This window comes from Skermania piniformis, assembly GCF_019285775.1.
Classification (GTDB): Bacteria; Actinomycetota; Actinomycetes; order Mycobacteriales; family Mycobacteriaceae; genus Skermania; species Skermania pinensis.
The window spans coordinates 1347177-1370154 of record NZ_CP079105.1; the positions used below are offsets into that span (position 1 = coordinate 1347177).

The 22978-nt window shown below is 66.9% G+C and carries 16 protein-coding genes and 1 tRNA gene; 13 read left to right on the forward strand and 4 right to left on the reverse strand.

Translation table 11 applies throughout. The features are described from left to right. Window positions 1–105: 105 nt before the first annotated feature. Both corA and KV203_RS06270 read left to right on the forward strand, forming a co-directional pair. Window positions 106–1098 carry a magnesium/cobalt transporter CorA gene (gene corA, locus KV203_RS06265; protein ID WP_174522034.1) on the forward strand — a complete coding sequence of 331 codons (993 nt, stop codon included), beginning with the start codon at window positions 106–108 and terminating at the stop codon, window positions 1096–1098. Between the two features lie 51 nt (window positions 1099–1149). Further along, the gene (locus KV203_RS06270) at window positions 1150–1779 is read left to right on the forward strand and encodes a TetR/AcrR family transcriptional regulator (protein ID WP_066469000.1); all 630 of its coding nucleotides are present in this window, start codon (window positions 1150–1152) and stop codon (window positions 1777–1779) included. 37 nt (window positions 1780–1816) lie between these two features. Here the strand turns inward: KV203_RS06270 and KV203_RS06275 are convergent, their stop codons facing one another. Next, entirely contained in the window at window positions 1817–3034 is a 1218-nt protein-coding gene (locus KV203_RS06275; RefSeq protein WP_066469216.1) for a DUF4032 domain-containing protein, read from the reverse strand. 65 nt (window positions 3035–3099) lie between these two features. Between KV203_RS06275 and KV203_RS06280 the strand changes: the two genes are divergently transcribed. The 10 genes from KV203_RS06280 to KV203_RS06325 all read left to right on the forward strand — a co-directional run bounded on the left by KV203_RS06280 (window position 3100) and on the right by KV203_RS06325 (window position 16435). Next, window positions 3100–4293 (forward strand): histidine kinase, encoded by a 1194-nt coding sequence (locus tag KV203_RS06280; RefSeq protein ID WP_083529942.1) that lies wholly within the window; start codon window positions 3100–3102, stop codon window positions 4291–4293. Continuing rightward, window positions 4290–5045, forward strand: coding sequence for a LytR/AlgR family response regulator transcription factor (locus KV203_RS06285; RefSeq protein ID WP_066468996.1), 756 nt, complete (start codon window positions 4290–4292; stop codon window positions 5043–5045). Before KV203_RS06280 ends, KV203_RS06285 begins: the two co-directional genes overlap by 4 nt. Beyond that, window positions 5042–5404, forward strand: coding sequence for a hypothetical protein (locus KV203_RS06290; protein WP_066469209.1), 363 nt, complete (start codon window positions 5042–5044; stop codon window positions 5402–5404). The genes KV203_RS06285 and KV203_RS06290 overlap by 4 nt, the downstream gene beginning before the upstream one ends. A 1-nt stretch (window position 5405) precedes the next feature. Continuing rightward, entirely contained in the window at window positions 5406–7175 is a 1770-nt protein-coding gene (locus tag KV203_RS06295; protein ID WP_066468995.1) for a sodium/solute symporter, read from the forward strand. A gap of 66 nt (window positions 7176–7241) precedes the next feature. Beyond that, window positions 7242–7601, forward strand: coding sequence for a DUF485 domain-containing protein (locus KV203_RS06300; RefSeq protein ID WP_066468994.1), 360 nt, complete (start codon window positions 7242–7244; stop codon window positions 7599–7601). Beyond that, window positions 7598–9229: a solute symporter family protein gene (locus tag KV203_RS06305; protein WP_066468992.1), complete on the forward strand. Its 1632-nt coding sequence runs from the start codon at window positions 7598–7600 to the stop codon at window positions 9227–9229. The genes KV203_RS06300 and KV203_RS06305 overlap by 4 nt, the downstream gene beginning before the upstream one ends. Before the next feature lie 28 nt (window positions 9230–9257). Further along, on the forward strand, window positions 9258–11213 hold the full coding sequence (gene acs, locus KV203_RS06310) for an acetate--CoA ligase (RefSeq protein WP_066468990.1): 1956 nt from the start codon (window positions 9258–9260) through the stop codon (window positions 11211–11213). Window positions 11214–11276: 63 nt separating this feature from the next. Beyond that, window positions 11277–11353 (forward strand) — tRNA-Ile (locus tag KV203_RS06315). Window positions 11354–11580: 227 nt separating this feature from the next. Then, window positions 11581–14790: an NACHT domain-containing protein gene (locus tag KV203_RS06320; protein WP_157079755.1), complete on the forward strand. Its 3210-nt coding sequence runs from the start codon at window positions 11581–11583 to the stop codon at window positions 14788–14790. Between the two features lie 193 nt (window positions 14791–14983). Continuing rightward, a complete protein-coding gene (locus KV203_RS06325) occupies window positions 14984–16435 on the forward strand; it encodes a phenylacetate--CoA ligase family protein (protein ID WP_066468982.1) in 1452 nt (483 codons plus the stop codon). Window positions 16436–16492: 57 nt separating this feature from the next. Here KV203_RS06325 and KV203_RS06330 read toward each other — a convergent pair whose 3' ends face one another. The 3 genes from KV203_RS06330 to KV203_RS06340 all read right to left on the reverse strand — a co-directional run bounded on the left by KV203_RS06330 (window position 16493) and on the right by KV203_RS06340 (window position 22040). Continuing rightward, window positions 16493–17782, reverse strand: a complete 1290-nt coding sequence (locus KV203_RS06330) for a TetR/AcrR family transcriptional regulator (RefSeq protein WP_157079754.1) — start codon at window positions 17780–17782, stop codon at window positions 16493–16495. Between the two features lie 418 nt (window positions 17783–18200). Continuing rightward, a complete protein-coding gene (locus tag KV203_RS06335) occupies window positions 18201–20426 on the reverse strand; it encodes a sigma factor-like helix-turn-helix DNA-binding protein (RefSeq protein WP_083529941.1) in 2226 nt (741 codons plus the stop codon). 165 nt (window positions 20427–20591) lie between these two features. Then, window positions 20592–22040, reverse strand: coding sequence for an MFS transporter (locus KV203_RS06340; RefSeq protein ID WP_066469208.1), 1449 nt, complete (start codon window positions 22038–22040; stop codon window positions 20592–20594). Window positions 22041–22266: 226 nt separating this feature from the next. Between KV203_RS06340 and KV203_RS06345 the strand changes: the two genes are divergently transcribed. Further along, on the forward strand, window positions 22267–22944 hold the full coding sequence (locus KV203_RS06345; protein ID WP_066468976.1) for a TetR/AcrR family transcriptional regulator: 678 nt from the start codon (window positions 22267–22269) through the stop codon (window positions 22942–22944). Window positions 22945–22978: the final 34 nt, after the last annotated feature.

Below are 22978 nucleotides of genomic sequence, written 5' to 3' on the forward strand. Positions count from 1 at the left end.
CCGGCCCGGGTGCGGCGGGAGGTTCGGGCCCTACGGCTCGGCCAGTTCGGTCCGCTCGCCGTTCGGCGTAACGGCGACCGCGGTTCGACGGAGACCTCGTCTCCGCTGAACGCAGCCGTGATCGACTGTGCGGTCTATCTCGACGGGGTCCGGGTCGCCGGGACGTTCACGCCCTGCGAGGCGGTGGCGCGGGTCCGGGAGCAGGGCGAAGGCTTCGTCTGGGTCGGGCTGTGGCATCCGGACGAGCAGCAGATGAACGAGGTCGCGCAATGCTTCGGGCTGCATCCGCTCGCGGTCGAGGATGCGGTGCAGGCCCACCAACGGCCCAAACTGGATCGCTACGACGATCTGTGCTTTCTGGTACTCCGCACCGTGCATTACGTCGAGCACGACATGCACACGGTGAGTGAGATCGTGGAGACCGGGGAGATCATGATCTTTGTCGGGCCGGAGTTCGTGGTCACCGTGCGACACGGCGAATTCTCCGGCCTCCGTGGGGTGCGCGATCGGCTCGAGCTGCGTCCGGAGGTGCTTGCGGTCGGTCCGTTCGCGGTACTGCACGCGATCGCCGATCATGTGGTGGACAGCTACATCGAGGTCGCCGATCACGTCGAGGGAGACGTCGACGCGATGGAGGAAGAGGTGTTCGACCCGCGCACGCTGGTCGCGGTCGCGCCGATCTACCAGCTCAAGCGGGAGGTCGTCGAGTTTCGTCGCGCCGTCCTGCCGCTCGCCACCGCATTGCAGGAGCTCATCCAGCCCGGGATTGCGCCGAAAGAGGTGCGGCGCTATCTGCGCGACGTGGTGGATCACCAGACCTCGGTCGCCGACCGGATCGCGGAGTTCGACGAATCGCTCAGCGCCCTGATCGGAGCCGCTCAAGCGATGGTGTCGTTACGGCAGAACACCGACATGCGCAAGATCTCCGCCTGGGTCGCGATCGCGGCGGTACCGACCGCGATCGCCGGGTGCTACGGCATGAACTTCGACAATATGCCGGAACTTCACTGGCATTATGGCTATTTCCTGGCGTTGGGGGTCATGCTCAGCGCCTGTGTCGGGCTGTTCGTCACTTTCCGGCACAACAACTGGCTCTGATTCTTCGCGATTGGGCGGCAATCCCGACTTCCCGGCGGTAGCCTCGCCCGCGTGAGTGCGCCGATTGCGCGCCGCTACGGCGGCCGGCCGGTTGCGGATCGTCGCGCCGATCGCCGCAACCGGTTCATCGATGCCGGTCTGCAGGTCTTTGCCGACAACGGATACGCGCACAGCTCGGTCTCCGATGTCTGTGCCGCGGCGGGGTTGTCCCGACGGCAGTTCTACGAGGCGTTCGAAGACCGGGAGGCGTTGCTCGTCGCGGTCGACGACCGGATCCAAAGTGATGCCCGAGCCGCCGTACTCGCGGCGGTGATCGGTCCGCCGATGAGCCGGCCGCGCGCGGTCGCGGAGCGGATCCTGACCGCCTACGTCGGCGCGCTCGGGCCGGATGCCCGGCGGGCCCAGGTGTCGTTCGTCGAGACGGTCGGTGTCAGTCCTGCCGTCGAGGAACACCGGCGAGCGCGTCGGGCGGCCTGGGCCCAGACGTTCGAGATCGCGGTCCGGGCCACCCTGGGTTCCGAGGTACGGCCGGTCGGCGGCTACCCGATGGCGGCGACCGCGTTGATCGGCACCGTGCATGCCTTGGTGTACGAATGGCTACGCAGCGAGGAGCGGCCGCCGATCACCGATCTTGTGGACGTGCTGGCGACGGTATCGTCGGCGCTGTTGCCGACGAAGTGATGTCAGCTGGTCGATATCGGGCGAGATCGGTTGCCGCTCAGTCTGGCTCGGTGCTGGGCAGTTCGCCGATACTCAGCCGGGCGGCCGAGTCGGTCGGCGCCGCGCCGCCCAGTTCCGCCAGCGCGGCCGCGTCGCCCACATCACGGCCGGCCCGCTCGCTGAGCAGCCATCGGACTTCCAGCAGGTCGCAGTAGGCCTGGAGCGGCTCGCCCACCCGTCCGACGGCGGCGTGCGCGCGGGCCATGCCCGGATTCAGCACCTGGAGCACCCACCGGGCGGCCAGGTCGAGATCGGGTTCGTGGTCGGCGATCTCCGGTCGGTTCGCGGCTCGGTACGACCGGAAGTCGCCCAGCAGAATGGCGGCCTGACCGGCCCCGACGTCCAGGCCGGTGAGCTGTCGCAGCAACTGCGCGTGATAGTTCCGTTCGCCGACCCGAATCGACAACCGCAACCGGCCGTCCGGCCGTGGGGTGAGGTCCACCTCGTCGACGGTGAAGCCGAGATCGTTGAGCCGATGGACGGTACCTTCCACGCGGTACCGGTCGGTGAAGGCAAAGGTCGGTTCGGCGTGGATCAGGTCCCATAGTGCGTGATAGCGATCGGCGATGCCCTGGGCCTCGGCGATCAACGCCGAGCTCAGCGCCAGTCGGTCCAACCGCGCGGCCAGGTCGAGCAGGCCCATCGCCACGTTCTCGATCAGGATGTCCAGGTCATGGCGTCGCTGCCCGTCGCTCAGCGACGGGTGTACCTCGCTGGTCTCGGCGTCGACGAACCACGCCTGCAGCAGTTGCCCGTCGCGGGAGAACAGGGTGTTGGCCAACGAGCAGTCACCCCAGAACACGCCGTGGCGGTGCAGCTCGACCAACAACGTGACCATGGCGTCGAGCAGTCGAGCTCGTTGTGCCGGCTGGTCGGGCGGCAGGTTCAGGAACACCCGTCGGTACTGCCACGTGGCGTCCAGGTAGCGAGTGATCAGGATGGCGTCCCGGCCGCCGGGGAGCACGATCCCGGCCGGCCGCGCGGCGGGCAGCCGAAATTCTTCGAGTCGGCGCAATACCCGATACTCGCGTTCGGCCAGGTGTCGCGGCAGTTCCTTGACCGCCCACAGCCGGTCGTCGGAGTCGACGAATCGGACCGGGTGCCGGTGCGGGCCGACGGGCAGTTCGCGCAACGGGACCTGCGGCGCGGTCCAGTCGGCCAGCGGGCGGTCCCACGGCAGGGTGAGCAGCCCGGGCGCCGGCGTGCGGAGCCGGATGGTGGGCGTGCTGGGCGGGTGCGAGGACGTCGCCGCAGCGTAGCAGCCGTGGTGCCGCCGATACGCTGATACCTGTGATCGTCGCCACAGTGTCGGCTGTCGTCGTGCTCGCGGTCGCGGGATGGGTGTGGACGCGGTCTCGGCGTACGCTGACCACCCCGGCCGAGCGGGCCGTCCACGAGGCCCTGCGGATGGCCGCGGCCGCGGCAGACCCGCTGCGAGCCGGCTTGGACGAGCGGTCCGCCGGGGCCGCCGCCCCACAATTGCGTCGACTGATCGGCGCGGCCGGGGTGGCGATTGCCGACCCGGACGGGACGGTTCTGGCGTGGTCCGGGGGCGGCCGTGAGCTCGGTGCGGCGTTTCAGGCCGCCGCCGCGCAGGCGGCGGGGACCGGTCCGGCCGTGGACCGGCGGGTGCTCGTCGTCCGAAAACCGGGACCCGGCGCGCTGATCGTCCAGCCGCTGCTCGCGGACGCCTCCGGGTCGCTCGGCGTGCTCGGCGTCGTCACCGACGTATCGCCTGGGCCGGGGCTGCTCGGTGTGGTTCAGCAGGTTGCCGACTACGTCTGCGGTCAGCTGGAACTCGCTGAGCTGGACGCGTCCCGCACCCGGCTGGACCGCGCGGAGATCCGGATGCTCCGGGCGCAGATCAGCCCACACTTCATCTACAACGCGCTGACCACGATCGCCTCGTTCGTCCGCACCGACCCGAGCCGCGCCCGCGAACTCATCCTGGAGTTCGCCGACTTCACCCGGTACTCGTTTCGGACTGCCGGCGAGTTCACCGTGCTGGCCGACGAGCTGCGCAACATCGATCGTTACCTCGCCTTGGAACGGGCCAGATTCGGTGCGGCGCTGCGGGTTCGGGTGCAGGTAGCGCCGGAGACACTGAGCGTGGTGTTGCCGTTTCTCGCGCTGCAGCCGTTGGTGGAGAACGCGGTTCGGCACGGCCTGGCCGGTCGAGCGAGCGGTACGGTAACCATCCTGGCGGCCGACGAGGGCGCGGACTGTGTCCTCAGCATCGAAGACGACGGGGTCGGGATGGATCCGGCGCTGCTGCGGTCGGGCGAGATCGATGCGGTCGACAGCTCCGGTCCGACGAGTACCGGCGAACTGGCGCACGTCGGCCTGGCGAACGTGGACGATCGGATGCGGGCCGCGTTCGGTGACGAGTACGGCCTGGTCGTCGAGACCGCGCTGGGCGCAGGGACGAAGGTGATCATGCGGGTGCCCAAGTTCCGGCCGGGGGTACGGACATGACCGGGCCGCGGCTGGTCGTGCTGGCGGTGGACGACGAGCCGCCGGCGCTGGACGAACTGGTCTATCTGCTCCGCGGCCAAGAGCAGGTCGAGCGGGTGGTCGCGGCGAGCGACGCGGCGCAGACGCTGCGCGTGCTGGCTGCCGAACCGGTCGACGCGGTGTTTCTCGACATCAACATGCCCGGGATGAACGGGATGGAACTCGCCGGGGTGCTGGCCGGTTTCGCCGTCCCGCCGGCCGTGGTGTTCGTCACCGCGCACGACGATCGGGCGGTGGCCGCGTTCGATGTCGGTGCGGTGGATTACCTGCTGAAACCGGTCCGGGAGGCGAGGCTGGCCGCCGCGGTGCGGCGGATCGCGAGTACGCGCGGCGACCCGGGGACGTCGCCGGCTCCGGCGACGGTGATTCCGGTGGAGCTGGGCGGGGTGACGACCCTGGTCCCGCGGGCGAGCGTGGGTTGGGTGGAGGCCGAAGGCGACTATTCACGGCTGCACGCGACCGGCGGCGCGCACCTGGTTCGGATCCCGATCTCGGCGCTGGAGGCGCGGTGGGCGGAGGTCGGGTTCCAGCGGGTGCACCGGTCCTACCTGGTCTCGCTCGCGTTCGTCACCGGCACCCGCTCGCTGGGCAACGGGGTCGTGGTCTGTCTGCGGTCGAACGGTCGGGAACCGGCCGCCGAGCTGCCGGTGAGTCGTCGGCACGCCCGAGCGCTGCGCCAGCGATGGCTGCGGCCCGGGGGGACAGCCGGATGACCACCCGCCCACCCCGGCAGCGGGTGGTGCTCGGCCGGCGCCGCGGCGCCCGGTTGGTGCGTACCCGGGTCGAAGTCACCGAGCAGACGGCGGTCGGGGCCGCGCTGGTCGACGGCCTGGTCCGGGCCCAGCTGGCGCTCGCGGTGCGATCGGCGATCGTCGCCGTGGGCCTGCTCGGCGCGATTCCGCTGCTGACGGCGCTGGTACCAGGACTGCCGACGGCGAACGTGCTGGGCGTTCGACTGGTCTGGTTGCTGCTCGGCGGGGTGGCGTTCATCCTGCTGTATCTCGTCGGGCGCAGGTACGTGCAGGCGGCCGAGCGGATCGAGCGCGAATTCACCAGCCTGGTCGGGGAGTGAGGTGACCGGGTCCGCGCCGCTGACGGTATCGGCACTGGTCGCGGTGGCCGTGACGACCGTGGTGATCGGTGCCTACGGTGTCCGGTTGTCCCGTACCACCTCCGACTTCCTGGTCGCCTCACGCAGCGTGGGCGCGCGGTGGAACGCGGCCGCGATCGCCGGGGAGTACCTGTCGGCGGCGTCGTTCCTCGGTGTCGCCGGCCTGATCGCGAAGTTCGGCGCGGACGCGTTGTGGTTTCCGGTCGGATTCACCGCCGGCTATCTCGGTCTGTTGTTGTTCGTCGCCGCCCCACTGCGCCGCTCGGGCGCCTATACGGTGCCCGATTTCGCCGAGTTCCGGCTCGGTTCGACTCGATTGCGTGGGGTCACGACGGCAATCGTGGTGCTGATCTGTCTGCTGTACCTGGTGCCGCAGTACCAGGGCGCCGGCCTGACCCTGGCCATCGTGCTCGGCGCGCCGACCTGGGTCGGTGCGGTAGCGGTCGCGGCGATCGTGACGGCGAACGTGGTCGGCGGCGGGATGCGGTCCATCACGTTCGTTCAGGGGTTCCAGTTCTGGCTCAAACTGACCGCGATCGCCGTGCCGGCCGTGGTCCTGGCCGGTGCCTTCGTCGCCGATCAGCGCACGCTCGGCGATCCGGCACCCCCGGTGCTCGCCGAACGGACCACGGTCGACATCCGGACCGACGTGGTGGTGCAGGTCGCGACGACCCAGCCGGTGGTCGTGGACGGGGTGGCGAGCACGCTGGTCGCCGGTCGGCACGAGTTCGCGGCCGGCACGACCGTGGTGTTCGAGGCCGGTGCGGTGACGCCGGTGGTGGACGGGGCGCCCGGCAGCGACGCCGACTGGTTGCGCCCGGGTAACGGGTTCGGCGGCGGGCATCCCACGTATCAGGTGTATTCGCTGATCGTGGCGCTGTTCCTGGGCACGATGGGGTTGCCACACGTGCTGGTGCGGTTCTACACCAACCCGGAGGGCCAGGCGGCGCGGGCGACCGCGCTGGCGGTGATCGGGCTGGTCGGGCTGTTCTACCTGTTTCCGATCGGGTTGGGGGTGCTGGCCCGCAGCTATCTGCCACAGCTGATGATCACCGGCACGTCGGATGCGGCGGTCCTGCTCCTGCCCGGCGCGGCGTTCGGTGGGGTGGTCGGCCGGCTCCTCGCCGCGTTGGTTGCCGCCGGTGCGCTGGCAGCGTTCCTGTCCACCTCGTCCGGGCTCCTGGTCACCGCGGCAGCGGTGTTGAGCACCGATCTGTTGCCGGGCCGGGTGCGCGATTTCCGGGTTGCGGCGGTCATCGGTGGGTCGGTCCCGGTGGCGCTGAGCTTGTCGGTCGATTCGCTGGATGTTTCGCGGACGGTCGGTCTGGTCTTCGCGGTCGCCGCGTCCACGTTGTGTCCGTTGCTGTTGCTGGGCATCTGGTGGCGCGGGCTGACCGTCACCGGCGCGGCCGCCGGTCTGGTCGTGGGCGGTGGCAGCGCGGCGGCGGCGACGACGGTGGCGGCCCTGGGTGGGCCGAGCGACCTGGTCGCGGGCGGCTGGCCGGCGGCGATCCTCGGCTACCCGGCCGCGGTGACCGTGCCGCTCTCGTTCGGCGTGATGGTGCTGGTCAGCCGGTTCGACCGGCGCCGCGTACCGCTCGACGTGGTGCGGACGTTCGCCCGGATGCACGCACCGGAACGGATCGGGATGGGCGTCGACCGGCTGGCCCGGATCGACCGCTCGTCGCAGCGAAATGACCGCTCGTCGCACGCCCGGCGGCGACGTATGTGAGCCGCGACGCGCCTCTGTCACTGTGAGCGGGACCACAATCACCCCTTCCGCCCGACGGAGTCATCGATGACCACCACCGACGAACCCCATTCATCACCGGATGTCCGGCTCGGCCCGGACGGTGCCGACTACCTGCGGGTTCAGGCCGAACCCGAATTCCAGGAGCTGCGTCGCCGGCTCCGTCGCTTCGTCTTCCCGGTGACGGCGTTTTTCCTGACCTGGTACTTCGTCTACGTCTTGCTCGGCGCGTACGCGCACGACTTCATGGCGACCAAGGTGTTCGGCAACATCAACGTCGGTCTGTTGCTCGGCCTCGCACAGTTCCTCACCACGTTCGCGATCACCGGACTCTATGTCTGGTACGCCGGGCGGCGGCTCGATCCGCTCGCCGCCGACCTGCGTGCGGAAATGGCGGGACGGTCATGAACCCGACGCTGCTCGCTGCCGAGGCGGTCGGTAATCCGGCTGCCAACATCGCCATCTTCGGGGCTTTCGTCGCCGTCACCATGGTCGTGGTGATCCGGGCCAGTCGGCGCAACGCCACCGCGTCGGAGTTCTTCACCGCCGGGGGTGGCTTCTCCGGCCCCCAGAACGGGGTGGCGATCGCCGGCGACTACCTGTCCGCGGCCAGCTTCCTCGGGATCGCCGGCGCGATCGCGGTGTACGGCTACGACGGATTCCTCTACTCGATCGGCTTCCTGGTGGCCTGGCTGGTCGCGTTGTTGCTGGTCGCCGAGCTGTTGCGGAACACCGGCAAGTTCACCATGGCCGACGTGCTCAGCTTCCGGCTGAAGGAACGTCCGGTCCGCACCGCAGCGGCGTTGTCCACGCTGACGGTATCGCTGTTCTATCTGCTTGCCCAGATGGCCGGCGCCGGCGGACTGGTAGCGCTGCTGCTCAACATCAGCAACCGGGCCGGGCAGTCGGTGGTGATCGCGGTGGTCGGCCTGTTGATGATCGTCTACGTGCTGGTCGGCGGGATGAAAGGCACCACCTGGGTGCAGATCATCAAGGCGGTGTTGCTGATCACCGGTGCGGCGTTCATGACCGTCCTGGTGTTGGCGAAGTTCGGCTTCAACCTGTCGGAGATCCTCGGTGCGGCGCAGAACGCGGTGTCCGATTCGACCAGCACGACGGTCGCGGCCCGGGACGTCCTCGCGCCCGGCGCCCAGTACGGCGGCAGCGACACCGCTCGGTTGAACTTCGTCTCCCTGGCGATCGCCTTGGTGCTCGGCACGGCCGGCCTGCCGCACGTGCTGATGCGGTTCTACACCGTGCCGACCGCCAAGGAGGCCCGCCGCTCGGTGGTCTGGGCGATCGCACTGATCGGCGCGTTCTACCTGTTCACTCTGGTGCTCGGGTACGGCGCGGCAGCGATCGTCGGTCCGGACAAGATCCTCGCCTCGGCCGGCGGGCAGAACTCGGCCGCTCCCTTGCTGGCGTTCGAGCTCGGTGGCGTGGTGCTGCTGGGGGTGATCTCGGCGGTCGCGTTCGCGACTATCCTTGCCGTTGTGGCCGGGCTCACGATCACCGCGTCGGCGTCGTTCGCGCACGACATCTACGCCAGCGTGATCAAGCGTGGCGCAGCGAGCGGTGCCGACCAGGTCCGGGTGTCTCGGATCACCGCGGTCGTGATCGGCGTGCTCGCGATCGGACTCGGCATCCTGGCCAACGGACAGAACATCGCGTTCTTGGTAGCGCTGGCCTTCGCGGTCGCCGCGGCGGCCAACCTGCCGACCATCGTGTACTCGCTGTTCTGGCGTCGGTTCAACACCGCGGGCGCGCTGGCCAGCATGTACGGCGGGCTGATCTCGACCATCGTGCTCATCGTCTTCTCGCCCGCGGTGTCCGGCGCCAAGACGTCGATGATTCCGAGCGCGGACTTCGACTGGTTCCCGTTGTCCAACCCGGGCATCGTGTCCATTCCGCTCGGATTCGTTCTCGGCATCGTCGGCACGCTGCTGTCGTCGGACCGCGGCGACCCGGCGCGCAACGCCGAGATGGAAGTCCGTTCGTTGACCGGCGTCGGCGTCGAAAAAGCCGTCACCCACTGATCCATCAGCATTCGAGGAGAGCGATCACATGTCGACCCCGACCGAACCGGTCACCGATGCCTACCCCCCTTCGGCCGAGTTCGCCGCGCAGGCCAATGGTGGGGCGGCGCTGTACGAGGCCGCGGCGGCGGATCGCGAGGCCTTCTGGGCCGAGCAGGCGCGCCGGCTCAGCTGGGACACCCCGTGGGAGCAGGTGCTGGACTGGTCCGGCGCGCCGGTGGCGAAATGGTTCGTCGGCGGAAAGCTCAACGTGGCAGTCAACTGTGTCGACCGGCATGTCGCCGCCGGGTTCGGCGATCAGGTGGCGATCCACTGGATCGGCGAGCCCGGCGACACCCGCGATATCACCTATGCCGATCTGCTCGCCGAGGTGTCGCGAGCCGCGAACTATTTCACCTCGTTGGGGTTGGTCGCCGGTGATCGGGTCGCGATCTATCTACCGATGGTGCCCGAGGCGATCGTGGCGATGTTGGCCTGCGCTCGGCTCGGCCTGACCCACAGCGTGGTGTTCGCCGGGTTCTCGCCGACGGCGTTGCGTTCGCGCGTCGACGATGCCCGGGCCCGGCTGGTGATCACCGCGGACGGCCAGTGGCGGCGGGGCAAGCCGGCCGGCCTGAAGTCGGCGGTGGACGAGGCGCTGGCGATGCCGGGCGACGGCGAGCTGTCGGTGGAGCAGGTGCTGGTGGTCCGGCGGACCGGGCAGGATGTGCCGTGGACCGCCGGTCGCGACGTGTGGTGGCACGAGACGGTCGCCGAACAGTCGCCGGAGCACACGGCGATGGGCATGGATGCCGAGCATCCGTTGTTCATCCTCTACACCTCCGGCACCACCGGGAAACCGAAGGGGATCGTGCACACGACCGGGGGGTACCTGACCCAGGCGGCCTACACCCACCACTACGTGTTCGACCACAAGCCGGGCGTGGATGTCTACTGGTGTACCGCCGACATCGGGTGGGTGACCGGGCATAGCTACATCGTCTACGGGCCGCTGGCCAACCGGGCCACGCAGATCGTGTACGAGGGGACGCCGAATTACCCGGACGAGCACCGGCACTTCGAGATCATCGCCGACCGCCGGGTCAGCATCTACTACACCGCCCCGACGATGGTCCGCACGTTCATGAAGTGGGGCGCGGAGATCCCGGCCGCACACGACCTGTCCAGCATCCGGCTGCTCGGATCGGTGGGCGAGCCGATCAACCCCGAGGCGTGGCGCTGGTACCGGACGAATATCGGCGGCGACCGCGCGCCGATCGTGGACACCTGGTGGCAGACCGAGACGGGCGCGATCATGATGTCGCCGTTGCCCGGTCTGACCGCAGCCAAGCCGGGCGCAGCGATGGGTCCCCTACCGGGGATCGCTGCGCAGGTGGTGGACGAGGACGGACACGATCTGGCCGACGGCGACGGCGAGGCCGTCGGCTACCTGGTCCTCGATCAGCCGTGGCCGGCCATGCTGCGCGGCATCTGGGGTGACCCGCAGCGGTATCAGGAGACCTACTGGGACCGCTACGCCGAGCAGGGCTGGTATTTCGCCGGTGACGGCGCCCGGATCGACGCCGACGGTGCGTACTGGGTGCTCGGCCGGGTGGACGACGTGATGAACGTATCCGGGCACCGGATCTCCACCGCCGAGGTGGAATCGGCGCTGGTCGGGCATTCCGGGGTCGCCGAGGCCGCCGTGGTCGGGGCGAGCGACGCGACCACCGGGCAAGGGATCGTCGCGTTCGTCATCCTGACCGCGGATGCGGCCGACGCAGACCCGGCGACGGTCGTGCAGGAATTGAAGGCGGAGGTGTCGAAGGAGATCTCGCCGATTGCCCGGCCGCGCGACATCCACATCGTGCCGGAACTCCCGAAGACTCGCTCCGGCAAGATCATGCGGCGGCTGCTGCGTGATGTCGCCGAGGGCCGCGAGCTCGGCGATACCAGCACACTGGTCGATCCGGCCGTGTTCGACGCCATACGCGCACAAGCCTGACGACCGATGCGCGCAACTCCGGCAACCCGGTAGCATCCGAGTTGCCGGAGTTGCGGCGTGTTCGGGGCGGTAGCTCAGTCGGTTAGAGCCGTGGACTCATAATCCATTGGTCGCGGGTTCGAGCCCCGCCCGCCCCACCATCACAGCCTTACTCGAACCCTCGACAGAAAACATAGGTCAGGGTGAGCGGGTCTGTCACGGTCGAACGAAGCGAAGCCTCGGCTATGCCGGAGCTTCGTTCATGTCCGTCTTCCGGGCGTTTCTCGCTGTGGGGTCAAGGCCCGGTGGAGGTTGAGGTGGTGGCGAGGCCCTGATCAGCGTCTGTCGCCCTCGCCGGCGATGCTTCCAAGAAGCCAACGCTGGACGAATGCTGATCATGGATGATGGCTGCGTGTCGACTGATCAGGCCGACCTCGAGCAGGCACGTGCCGACTACGCCGTTTGTTTGCGTACGCTCAAGAAGGCGACCGTTGCCGCGTATCGATTCGTCCAGGACGAGGATCTTTCGTCGGGGCAGGTGGCACGTGCGATTGGAGTAGCGCCGGCGACGTACCGGCGTTTGATCTCCGACGGTGACGTTGTCGGCTGGAAGCCGCCGAGTCAGAGGCTGTGCGATGTAGTCGACCGCTTCGTTGCCGAACGGTTCACTGTCAATTTCGAGCTGGGTGTCCGTCGGCGTGAGCTGGAGCAAGCGAGAAAGACCCTGAATGCCGCGGAACTCGCCTATCAAGCAGTATCGGATAAGCGCGACTTGCGAGAGGCGAGGAGTGACGCTCACGGCGCTCCGTTGATCGCCTACCTTAGGGCGCTGACTACTGCGCTGGCCGCGACGTCGCCGTGGCTGCCGTTCACGGACATGGCAACGGGGTTCCAGGGACGAAAGGTGACCGTCAGCACTGATCCGCCGGAGTCGGCGGGATCGGCTGAAGTGTATGACGATTCATCACCGACGCTTCGGGGCGACGTGGCTTGGCAGCAGGCGGTAGCGACAGTGCCGGTCGTCGTTGTCCTTGCCGACGCGGGGTTCGGTAAGACGTGGCAACTCCGGCGCCACGCGCGATCGATCGGTGAGGACGGCCTCGTCGCCCTGGAGCGGGGCGACGATCCCCTTCGAGTTACGATCCCTCTTTTTGTTCATGCCGCCGAACTGGCGCGACGCTGGCGCACATCTGCGAATCCCACAGACGCGGTGCTGGCCGCTGCTGCGGCCGAGATCCGCGCGATTGGACGAGCATCTACGACATCAGAGCGTGAGCTGCTGCGCGACCGGATCGACGGGAATGGCCCAGCGGTCGTACTCATCGACGCGTATGACGAAATCTTTGAGGATACCGACCGGAGTGCGTTCCGCCAGGCAGTGCAGTGGCTCCATATACAGGCCGGGCCGCGCCTCCAGGTAGTGCTGAGTGCCCGCCGGGCGGGCTACGACGATCCCTTCGATCATCGGAACGACGCTCCTGCCCCGCGCTACATGATGCTTGGGCTTCTTGAAGAGTCACAAGTCCGTCAGCTGTGGTCATCCTGGTTCGAGGTGCGTGGACGCTCAGTTCCCCGCGCACGGCTGGAACCGGCGATTACCCCGGTGTCGCCGCTGCGGCGGTTTGTTCAAGTGCCATTGATCGCCGCCTTCTGCGCATGGGTCGCCGAGACTGAAGTAGTTGCTCCGACACGTGCCGGACTCTACCGACAGGTTGTGGACCGCTTTATCGCCCAGGCGTGGAAGGTTGATGCGAGCTATCCAGCGACCGGCGTCCAGAGGCAGGATGGCGCTCGACGGGCCGCACACTTGGCGAGCCTGGGATCATTGGCGTGGGCGATGGCAACCGGCGTCGGCTGGCGCGACGCGGTTCAGGTTGAAGTATGCGACGCGGTTCTGGCCCGCGAAGGGCCGCAACCATTTCCGGGACGGAGTTATGCCTGGGCGCCGATCCGTGAGATCGGCATCCTTGTGCAACCTGGGACCAGTAGCAGCCAGCCGCTGGGTGACGGCCCCGTGACATGGGTTCACCGCAGTGTGCACGAGTATCTTGCTGCCACCCGCCTGATCGGCATGACCATCGAGGATGTTGCAGCGATCAAGCAGCGCTGCTGGTTTCATCCGGCTTGGGCGAACGTGCTCGATTTCGCGATCGGTCTTGAAGCCGATGGTGGTGAGCCCGCCGACACAGCAGTTGTCACAGAGATAGTTCACGAGGCTGCCGTGAGCGACGGCGACGGGCTCGGGTGGTTCGCGTCGGTACTCGCGGCGGCCAGCGGCGGTCTTCCACCCGATCAAGCTAGTCGGGAGGACGTGATCGATCGGATTTGGCGGCTCTGGAGTGGCGGCCTGATGACGTCGGTGCATCTGGCGCGCGTTCTTGCGCTGGTCCCTGAGGCCGACGAACAGCGAATCGTCAACACATTGCTCGACAGTCTCGCAGGGACAGGTGCGCGGCAGGAGGTGTGGGATTCGATCGCGTGGTGTGGGCCGGTCGGTCGGGGGACGCTCGCCGAGCTCGTTCGGGAATCGCCCGACGGTGCGGGTACCACCAGGGCTCTCCACAATGTCGACCCTCCCCGAGCGTTGGCGGCACTGTCAGAACGCATTCGTCGAGACCTGCCGTTGCATTCGGCGGACAACTCCGTTCTGAAAGAGGTCGGCACCGCCGACGTCGAACTCCTGCGGCAGCGCTACCTCGACGACACGACATCCGCGCAGCGTGCCGAATCGTACGCGTCAACACGATCAGCTGCGGCTCGCGCCGTTTTCACCAGCCCAGGGCTCTTGAAGAGCGATGACGCACGTGTGCGAGCTGTGGCAGCGCACGGTCTTGGAATCTGGTATCGCAACGACATCGATCGTGAAGGATTCGATAGTCTGCTCGACTTAGCAGTCGACGATCCGGATCCACAGCTGCGACTTCAGGTTCGTTCAATACTCCAGACGATTGCGATGTCCGTGCCGTGGGTCGAGGAACTCATTGGCGGCGCATTCGCTGCGTTGTATGCAGATCGCTCACAGCCGGATATCCAGGATCTGGAGACCCTCGCCGAGAATCTGATGACCAATGGGCCAGCGTTCTCGAAAGCGCTGACGATGATTCTCGTCGAACCACGACTCCTTACCGGTCCCGTGGTGCCAGCGATCCAGCATGTGACCGCTCGCGCGCTGATCGGCGAACTCGACGTCATCGCGACGCGTGACATTCTGACGATTGGAGGGCCCCTCATCATCGGGCTGGCCGCCGACAGAATTCGGCGGGACGACATCCATGCAGCCGCTGCTGCCCAGATTGCCGTCGGGCTCTGCTTCGCGGCTAAGGACGATGCCGAGGTCTACTCGGCCGTCGTCGAGGCCGCCGGAAAACACTCGCACCTGTTGCTGGAAGCTGCCCTTCGAGTGCATTCCGGCCGGGCCGAGGCACGGTTAGCGATACTGCTCGATGCGATGGTCCGGCTCGAACGTCGAAACCCGCAGGCGATTCGGGTGTGGACAGCGGCCGTCCGGGCACTCCTGCTCGAACTCGACTATGACGCCCGCCACCAGTTCCAGGCGCGGTGCATCGAGGCAACCAATCACGTGATCGGCATGCAGTAGAGGCGCGTCCGTCATCGACCAGCCTCGGTGAGATCGATCCTCGCCTTCCGCGCGACACGGGTCCTCGAAACCCGTTTCCGGCACAAGAAACACCTCAAAACACGCCTTCTGATAGCGGGTACCTCAGGGCCCGAACCACTGCGTCGCGGAACGAGTCCCTGGGCAACGTCCACGTCGATGGTTGTGAGGCCCCATGAACAAGAAACACGTCCAACCCGGCTTGTCGGCCGCTTTCGGCCGCTTCAACACGGCCGGCCGCTATCCGGGGTACACCGCGTTCTTGGCCCGGCACGGCCTGCGGGCCGAGATGATCGTGACCGAGGAGGATTTCGCGAGCCTGCCGCCGATGACCAAGGAAGACTTGCTGGTCGCGTGGCCGCTCGGGGAGCAGCTGGAGCAGCAGGACGCCAGCGAGCCGTCGATGGTGGTGGCCAGCTCGGGCTCGTCTGGTCAGCCGATCTACATGCTCCGCGGAGCGGGATCGTTCCAGACTGGGATCGAGGTGTTCGACCGGCTGTTCCGGAACGTGTACGGAACCACGTCCCGGTCGACGCTGGTGATCGTGTGTTTCGCGTTCGGCACGTGGGTGGGCGGCACATACGTGTTGCTGGCGTTGCTCGCGCTGCGCGCTCGTGGTCACCGGATCACGGTGATTCCGCCCGGAGTAGATCTCGCGTCGGCGCGGGACGCCTTGGTCCGGCTGGGGCCGCTGTTCGAGCAGGTGGTGATCGCCGGGTATCCGCCTCACGTCCGGGAAGTGCTGGATCAGACACCCGCCGAGGCGCTGTGCCAGGACATCCGGTTGCTGATCGGTGGTGAGCCGACCAGCGAAGACGTCCGTGACCACATGCTCGGGCGGCTCGGACATCCAGTCGCGCCCGAGCTGGTCACCGCTGTGTACGGGGCGTCCGAGCTCGCGTTCGTCGGCAACGAAACACGGCTGACGATCACCGTGCGGCGGGCTGCCCGCGATGATGCCCGGCTGGCTGCCGTCGTGTTTGACAATGGCCGTCCGGCGTCGGGCTGGAGTGGCGTAGCCGGTGACGAGGACCTGGTGCAGCCGACGCTGGTCGAGTACGACCCGACCGTCTGCTTCATCGAGGCCGACGAGGACGGGTACCTGTTGTTCACGGTCGAAGCGACGGTGCCGCTGGTGCGGTACCGGGTCTACGACCAGGGCGCGGTGTTCGATAGCGACGAGTTCGCTGCCGTGCTGCGTGCGGCTGCCCGTCCCGACCTTGCGGCACAGGTCAACCCCGACGCCGGCTATCTCGTGATGTACGGACGCACGGACGTTGCCGCGATCTTCGGTGGGGCGAACATCTTTCCGGGACAGATCCAGCCGGCCCTCGATGACCCCGTATTCGCCGATCACGTGACCGGGAAGTTCGTCGCATCGATCGTCGGCGGCCGGCTCCAAATCCGCGTCGAACTCGGCGACGGTGTCACGGCTGATGATCAGCTGGCGGTACGGCTGGCTCGGGCTGTCAGCGACAAACTCATCCGCACGTGCAGCGAGTACCGGGTTCTCCGGGAACGAGGCAGCGTGAACACCGAGCCGGTGATCGTGCTCGATCCACACGGGTCTCCCGCGTTTCCATCGACCCCGAAGCAGCGGAGGGTTGATCCCGATTCCGAGACGTAGAGCGACCCTTCGGTCGCCACCCCGAAATCTTCGACCTATGACAGCACCGCGTGAGTCTCACGCTGTGCTGTCATGCGTGATAACCCCGTGCAGCACGAGTCTGTTCACGATCGCCATGACTTCTTCGCCGGACTCTTCTCGGCGGCTCAGGCATCGGAAGATGATGTTATTGGTGTAGGCCGCCGCGATCTCGACCGCCGCCACGTCAGAGGTGATCGCTCCACTGGCCTGGCCGGCTTCGATCGTCTCGACGATCAGGCCGGGGAAGAACATCGCCTCTCGCAGAAGGGTCGAGTCAACCTGCCCCTGCGATCGTTGCACGCTCATCACGAGAGCCATCGCCTCGATGAAGGTGGGGTCGGCGACGATGAGTTCGGCAAGGCGAAGACCGTAGCGTTCGATGATCTGTTTGGGCTTGCGACGGACTTTGATATCACTCGTGACGCGCCGTCGGAGCGGCTCGAACATCGGCTCCAAGCCGGCGGCGACGATGTCGACCTTCGACGGGTACAGCGCGCGGAGCAGATCGAGATCGACACCCGCCGTAGCGGCGATGTGCGCGCGCTGAGTCGAGTAGTAGCCGCGCTGGCCGAACTCGATCCGCGCCGCATCGACGATCGCCTGCTCCGGGTCGTCCGGGAGGTCGCGCTCACGCTGCGCGTACTCGCTCATCGCCGCCGTTGCGAGCGGCGCAACGACGTCGTCGATGTGCTCATGGGTCTGCTCGACATCCATGATCGAGGCGAACAGCGCCAGCACAGCGTCGCCGAACAGCTCCGGCGACACCGCCTCGGGATCGAACCGGGACCGCAACACCAGGCCCTCGACCAGCGCTGTCATCACGACGGCCAGCTTGTCCAGGGTGAACGGCTGTCGCAGGCTCGCTCCCCACGATCGCAACATTCCTTCGGTCGTCTCGTGCGCGATCCGAAGGAGGTCGCTATAGCTCGCCTTGACCGATCTGACCGCGCGCTTGTTGTCGCGAGCGACCGCACAGGCAACGATGCGCAGCTGCGTGTCTTCTTCGTCCCGCACACGTTCGTAGTCCCAGCGACAGATGTCCCGAACCAACTGCCGCGGGTCCCCGATCGCTGCGGCGGACTGCGCGGCTACCACGTCTTCGACCCGTGCCCGTAACTTCGGATCTCGGTGGTCGAGCAACGTGTCCAGCAGTTCGGCGATGAAGGCAGCCTTGCCGCCGACGACCCCAGCACCAGACCTGGTCGAAAAGGCAGTGTGAAAAGTCTGCCCGGAAAGGCCCGCACTCTCCGCGACTTGATCTACCGTCAGGCCGCTTAACAGCAGGCCTTCGTCACTGCTCGCGAGAACTCGCCGACCTGCCTCCAACAGCAGGGACCGTGTCGGTACACGCCTATCCCTCGGTAACACGTCCACCTCTTGCCTGAGTTCAACAAAACCATCCTGCTCAGAACTGAGTCCTGCCTCAGATCGGTCTTGACCACAAACTGGCTCATCGTAGACGAGGGTGTAGGCGTGGTGTAGATCCGCGTGAGTGGCTGGACTGGCGCGTCGATGCCGGGTAGGTGCTCGACGCTACTACCTTCGCCCGGCCTGATCCGACCACGTTTGTCCGGCTCGACGAACTCGGTCTCGAAGTGATCATTGCTCTGGAAAGCCAGGGCCGAAGGCGGAGGCGACAGGTGAGCGCGCCTTGCAGGCTATCGAAATTTCGATTGCGATTCTGCGGAAGGTATTTGTAGATGGGAAAGAGTGAGCGGTTGCCGCTCGACGCCGGAGAGGGCGCTCACGGTTCTCGACGATGTCGTCCTCGATAGCAGGTCGGGGATTCATCGACATCCGTATTGTGCTCGCGATCGGCGACGATATGGCCGATCTCCAGCTGCTCGCGAATGGTGAGCAGCAGGTCGGCAACGTCGTCGTCGCCGCGCGCACGGTAATCCCCGATGATGCCGGACACCGGAGCGTCGGCGGGCAGTTCGACCGCGCCGGCGAGCGCAACACGTGCCGCGGCGGGATCGGATGTGGGTGGTGCTCCGACCAGCGTGAGGGCGTCGGCGAGGGAGTCACCGACCTGGTCATGTGCCTGCTCGAAGCTGAATCTGCGGTTGTCATGGATGATGAGAAACACCTCCGTGCCGGCCGTCACGTCTTCGTCCAGAAGGAATCGACGGATAGTGCCGAACGACGGCTGGATACCGGTCCATGCAACCGCCTGGGGGCCGAGCCGGGAATCGAGCTGTACGGTCCGTCCTTCTTCGAGACCGAGGATCGTTGCAATCGCGATCGGCGCGACGGAACCGCTGCCACGAAGGTGATCGGTCGTGATGCGCACGCGATATGCCCACGCGTCAGCCTGGCGGAACAGCCGCCGCGTTCGCCTCGGTGACTTTCGCGCAGTTCTTTCGCCGCCGAGCTGGACAATCCCGTCTTTGGTCGTGAACGGTGCTGCGGCGGCGTAGGCAATAACACTGCTACCGCTGACGCTGTACCGACCGGTGATGTACTCGACGACGTCATCCAAACGTGCGCGCCCCCCGGCGCGGGTGACGAGTTCACGAATCGTCGAACGAATACCGGTGTACGCCTCCATTCCCCATTCTTTGAGAGCCCAGCGATCCCGGTCGACCCGCTCGAAGCGATCGTCCCCGCCCAGCACGTTGCCGAGCGACCGAACACTGCGATCGACGACGAAGCGGTCCGCGATGTCGTGCGAGCTCATCGGAGAACCTTCGAGGAACAGCACGGCGGCCGCGTAGTCGCCGACCGATGACGTCCGCGTGAGCACATGCTCGCCACAGACGATGTAGCCGCAATGGGTCAGCCATGACGCATTGCGGTCCGGTCTACGCTCCGGCCGACTCGACTGGACCAAATCCAATTCCTCGAGCCGAATCACGCCGTATCCGTTGGCTCGTTCGGCAAGTCGAGTTCGCGTCAGTTCCAGCACCGCATTCATGGTGGGTGCCACGCACCAACCGTCCTCGATCTCGTATGCATCGTCGAGTCGGTCGAGTACCCGCCACGCGGGTTGGCCCACTCGTTCGACCTGGTTGCCCAGCGCCGGCATCAGTTCGAGCAAGTCATCGAGGGGGCGGATGGTTCCGATGAGCTCGCGCGCGGTTTCGGCGGCCAGCTCGAGGGGGCCTTCCTCGGCGATAAGGGTCGTCAGCGTGTCCCGACCTTTCCCCTCGATCTGGCGGATTCGCTCGCGGCTGACCTCGTACTTCTGGCCGATCTGATCGAGCGTGGCAGGGTTGTCGGCGAAAAGTCGCGTCGCAAGAACCCCGGATGCCCGGGCATCGAGGACCCCGAAAGCGTCGTTGAACAGCGCCGCGATATCGCGGTCCGTGTCTCGTTCATTCAGAATGTCACTCACACGGAGAGCTTCGATGCGCCGGCGGGCCTCGATTATCTCGTCTGGAGTTCCGCAGGCCACCTGGCCGCCGATCAATGGCTCATCGAGTTTTCCGACCTTGGTATACCAATCGGCGATTCTGGTGAAGTCGTCGACCAGCGAGTCGACCCATCCGGCTCGTTCAGCTTCGGGCGCTGATTCGGCAGGTATGTCCGGTGCGGGCGCTGCCCTGATGCTGGGCGTCGTTGCCGATGTCGAAGCATCTGCGAGCGCATGCAGAATCGCGGTAGCCGTGCCCACTCCCATCTGTTGCCACGCGAGCATGTCGGCAAGAGTCGTCGCCTGCAGGCGGCCTGGTTCCGAGCGCCCGTCTTTTCCGAGAATGTTCCGAGCGCGTACCGGGATGTCCAGGCCGATGATGTCGACGTCGGTCGGCAGACCGGGGAAGATCTCACCGATAGTCGATCGGGTCGATCGCTCCATGGCGAGAGCTGAGATTCGTGCGAGCCGTGACTGTCGGGTTGTGGGATCGGTGCTGTCGATGCGCTCACTCCACCAGTCGACAGCCCCGCTACCAGCCACGCCCGCCAGCCACGGAAACGCGTCTGCCCAGCTTCGCGGGCGTACTTCATCGCGAGTCGGATCAGCGGTCATGACGTTTCGGCCCCCTGTCAGTTGCTGCGCGATCTGTATAGCAGCGCAGTGCGACAAGCTGCGGACGCTGCTACGCGTTATCGACGAGCGGTTTCATCCCGCCTGGACGGAGCTCCATGCAGGGTCCGGTCGAGTTGATCATGGGTTGTCTGGCGGCCGCTCGGCTCAGGGGTGCTCGTCGGTCGCTCGGGAGTCGGTGAGGGTCGAGGCGCCCCAGCCCGCGAGTACGCCGACGACCACGGCGAGGGAGAGGTAGATGACGCGTTCGCCGTGGAAGAACGAAGCCACCAGCTCGTCACTCCATATTCCGGTCGGCAGCGTGGTGGTCACCAGTGCCGCGATCAGCGTGCCGCCAACCGCGATACCGATGCTGGTACCGACTTCCTGCGCGGTGTCGTTCAGCGCGGTGCCGAGCGAGGTGCGATTGTCGGGCATCGCGCCGACCAGGGCGACCGCGCAGATCGTCATCACGGTGCGCAGCCCGACGGTGAAGATCACCATGCAGACCGCGATCGCCGGATAGCCGTGTTCGACTCCCCAGGCCAGGCCGAGCAACGATCCGGCCAGCAGCGCCGCGGCGATCGAACATGCCATGCGGTGGCCGTATCGGGCCGCGAGCTGCTCCGAGATCGGCGTCGCGGCGATCATGGTGATGATCAGCGGCAGGTTGGCCAGCCCGGCCCGCACCGGACTCCAGCCGTAGGCGTACTGGAAGTGCAGGATCAGCCCGAACATGACGCCCGCCATCGCGGTGGCGGTCCCGATTTGAGCCAGGGTGGCGCCGCGCACGGTGGGATCGGTGAAGACGGCGAGGTCGAGCATCGGCTCGGCGGTCCGTCGCTCGTGCCGGACGAACGCGGTCAGCCCGAGGACGGCGCCGGCCGCGCAGGCCAGGGTGGTGCCGGCGTGCCAGCCGTGCTCGACGCCGCTGGTCAACGTGTAGCAGGCCAGACCGGTGGTCACGATGCTGAACAGTGCGCCCGGCACGTCGAGCGAGTCTTCGGTGAGGTCTTCGGACCGATCGGCCGGGACACCGAGCCGCACACCGAGCCAGGCGATCAGCGCGATCGGCGCATTCACCAGCAGCAGCCACTCCCAGCGCACATGGGCAAGCGCGGTACCACCCAGCAGTGGGCCGAGGATGAAGCCGCTCATCCCGACGACGATCATCACGGTGAACGCGCGCATCCGCAGGGCTTCGTCGTCGAACAGGCGGAACACCAGCGAGTTGGTGATCGGCGCCATCGCTGCGGCCGCCACGCCCAGGGCGGCGCGCAGCGCGATCAGCTGACCGGCGGTGTCGACTACCGCGACGAACAGGCTGATCAGGCCGAATGCCGCCAGCCCGACCAGTAACACGCGGCGGCGGCCGAGCCGGTCGGCGATCGAGCCGGCGGTCAGCAGCAGCCCACCGAAGGTCAGCGAGTAGGCGCCGTTGACCCACTGCAGTGCCGTGGTGCCGCCGCCCAGGTCGCGGCCGATCGTCGGCAGCGCGATCCCGAGCAAGGTGTTGTCGACCATCTCGACGAAGAACGCCAGGCAAAGTGCGAACAGGGGGATCCAGGCCGCGCGCAGCGAGGTGTAGGTGCGAGGCGGCGTAGTGGTGGAGTTCATGGAGAAGCCGGTGGGGTTCATGGGGAACACCTCCTACGCGTGAGCGAATGTGATGGAACGCCGTTCGATTATCGAACAACATTCGATACGATAGAACAGCGTTCGACAGGGCGCAACGGTGTGATGGGATACATGGATGGCCACCTCACGTTCCGGTCGGCGGACACGCGCGCGCGCCGCAGCTGAACCGGGCACTCGCGCGGTCCGGCGCAGGGCGTCGCACTCGATGGATGCCGTCGTCTCCGAGGCGGTCGCCATCCTGGACGAAGCGGGGGAGTCGGCGCTCACCTTCCGGGCGCTGGCCGCCCGCCTGGGGGGTGGGGTGGCCAGCATCTACTGGTACGTCGCCGACAAGGACGAGTTGCTCGATCGTGCCACCGACCACGCGCTGGCCGAAGCGCTCGTCGCCATCGAGCATCACGGTGCCGGGCCGGACCCGATCGACGAGCTACGGGCCATGGCGACGACCGTCTTCGACGCGATCGTCGCCCGGCCTTGGCTGGGTGCATATTTCATGCGCAACACCGAGCTGCAACCGCGTGGCCTGCAGCTCTACGAGCGACTCGGCCGGCAGGTGATGCGCTTGAACCTCACTGCGCGCCAATGCTTTCACGCCGTGTCGGCCATCCTGGGCTTCGTGATCGGTACGGCGGTGGATCTGGGGCAGAGTCCGCCGCAGGAGGTACTCGACGGTTCCGTCGGTCGCGACGAGTACCTCACTCGGGTCGCCGCTGGTTGGCGGGACCTGGAGCCTGCCGCATTCCCGTTCGTGCATCTGATCGTCGACGAATTTGCGCGCCACGACGATGCCGATCAGTTTCGCGCCGGACTCGATCTGCTGCTGGCCGGGCTACGCCTGCAGGCCGATCGTCGCTCGGGGCTCGATCGTGACGAATCCGCATGAGGCGTATATCACGTCGGATGTAATCTGAAGAGCC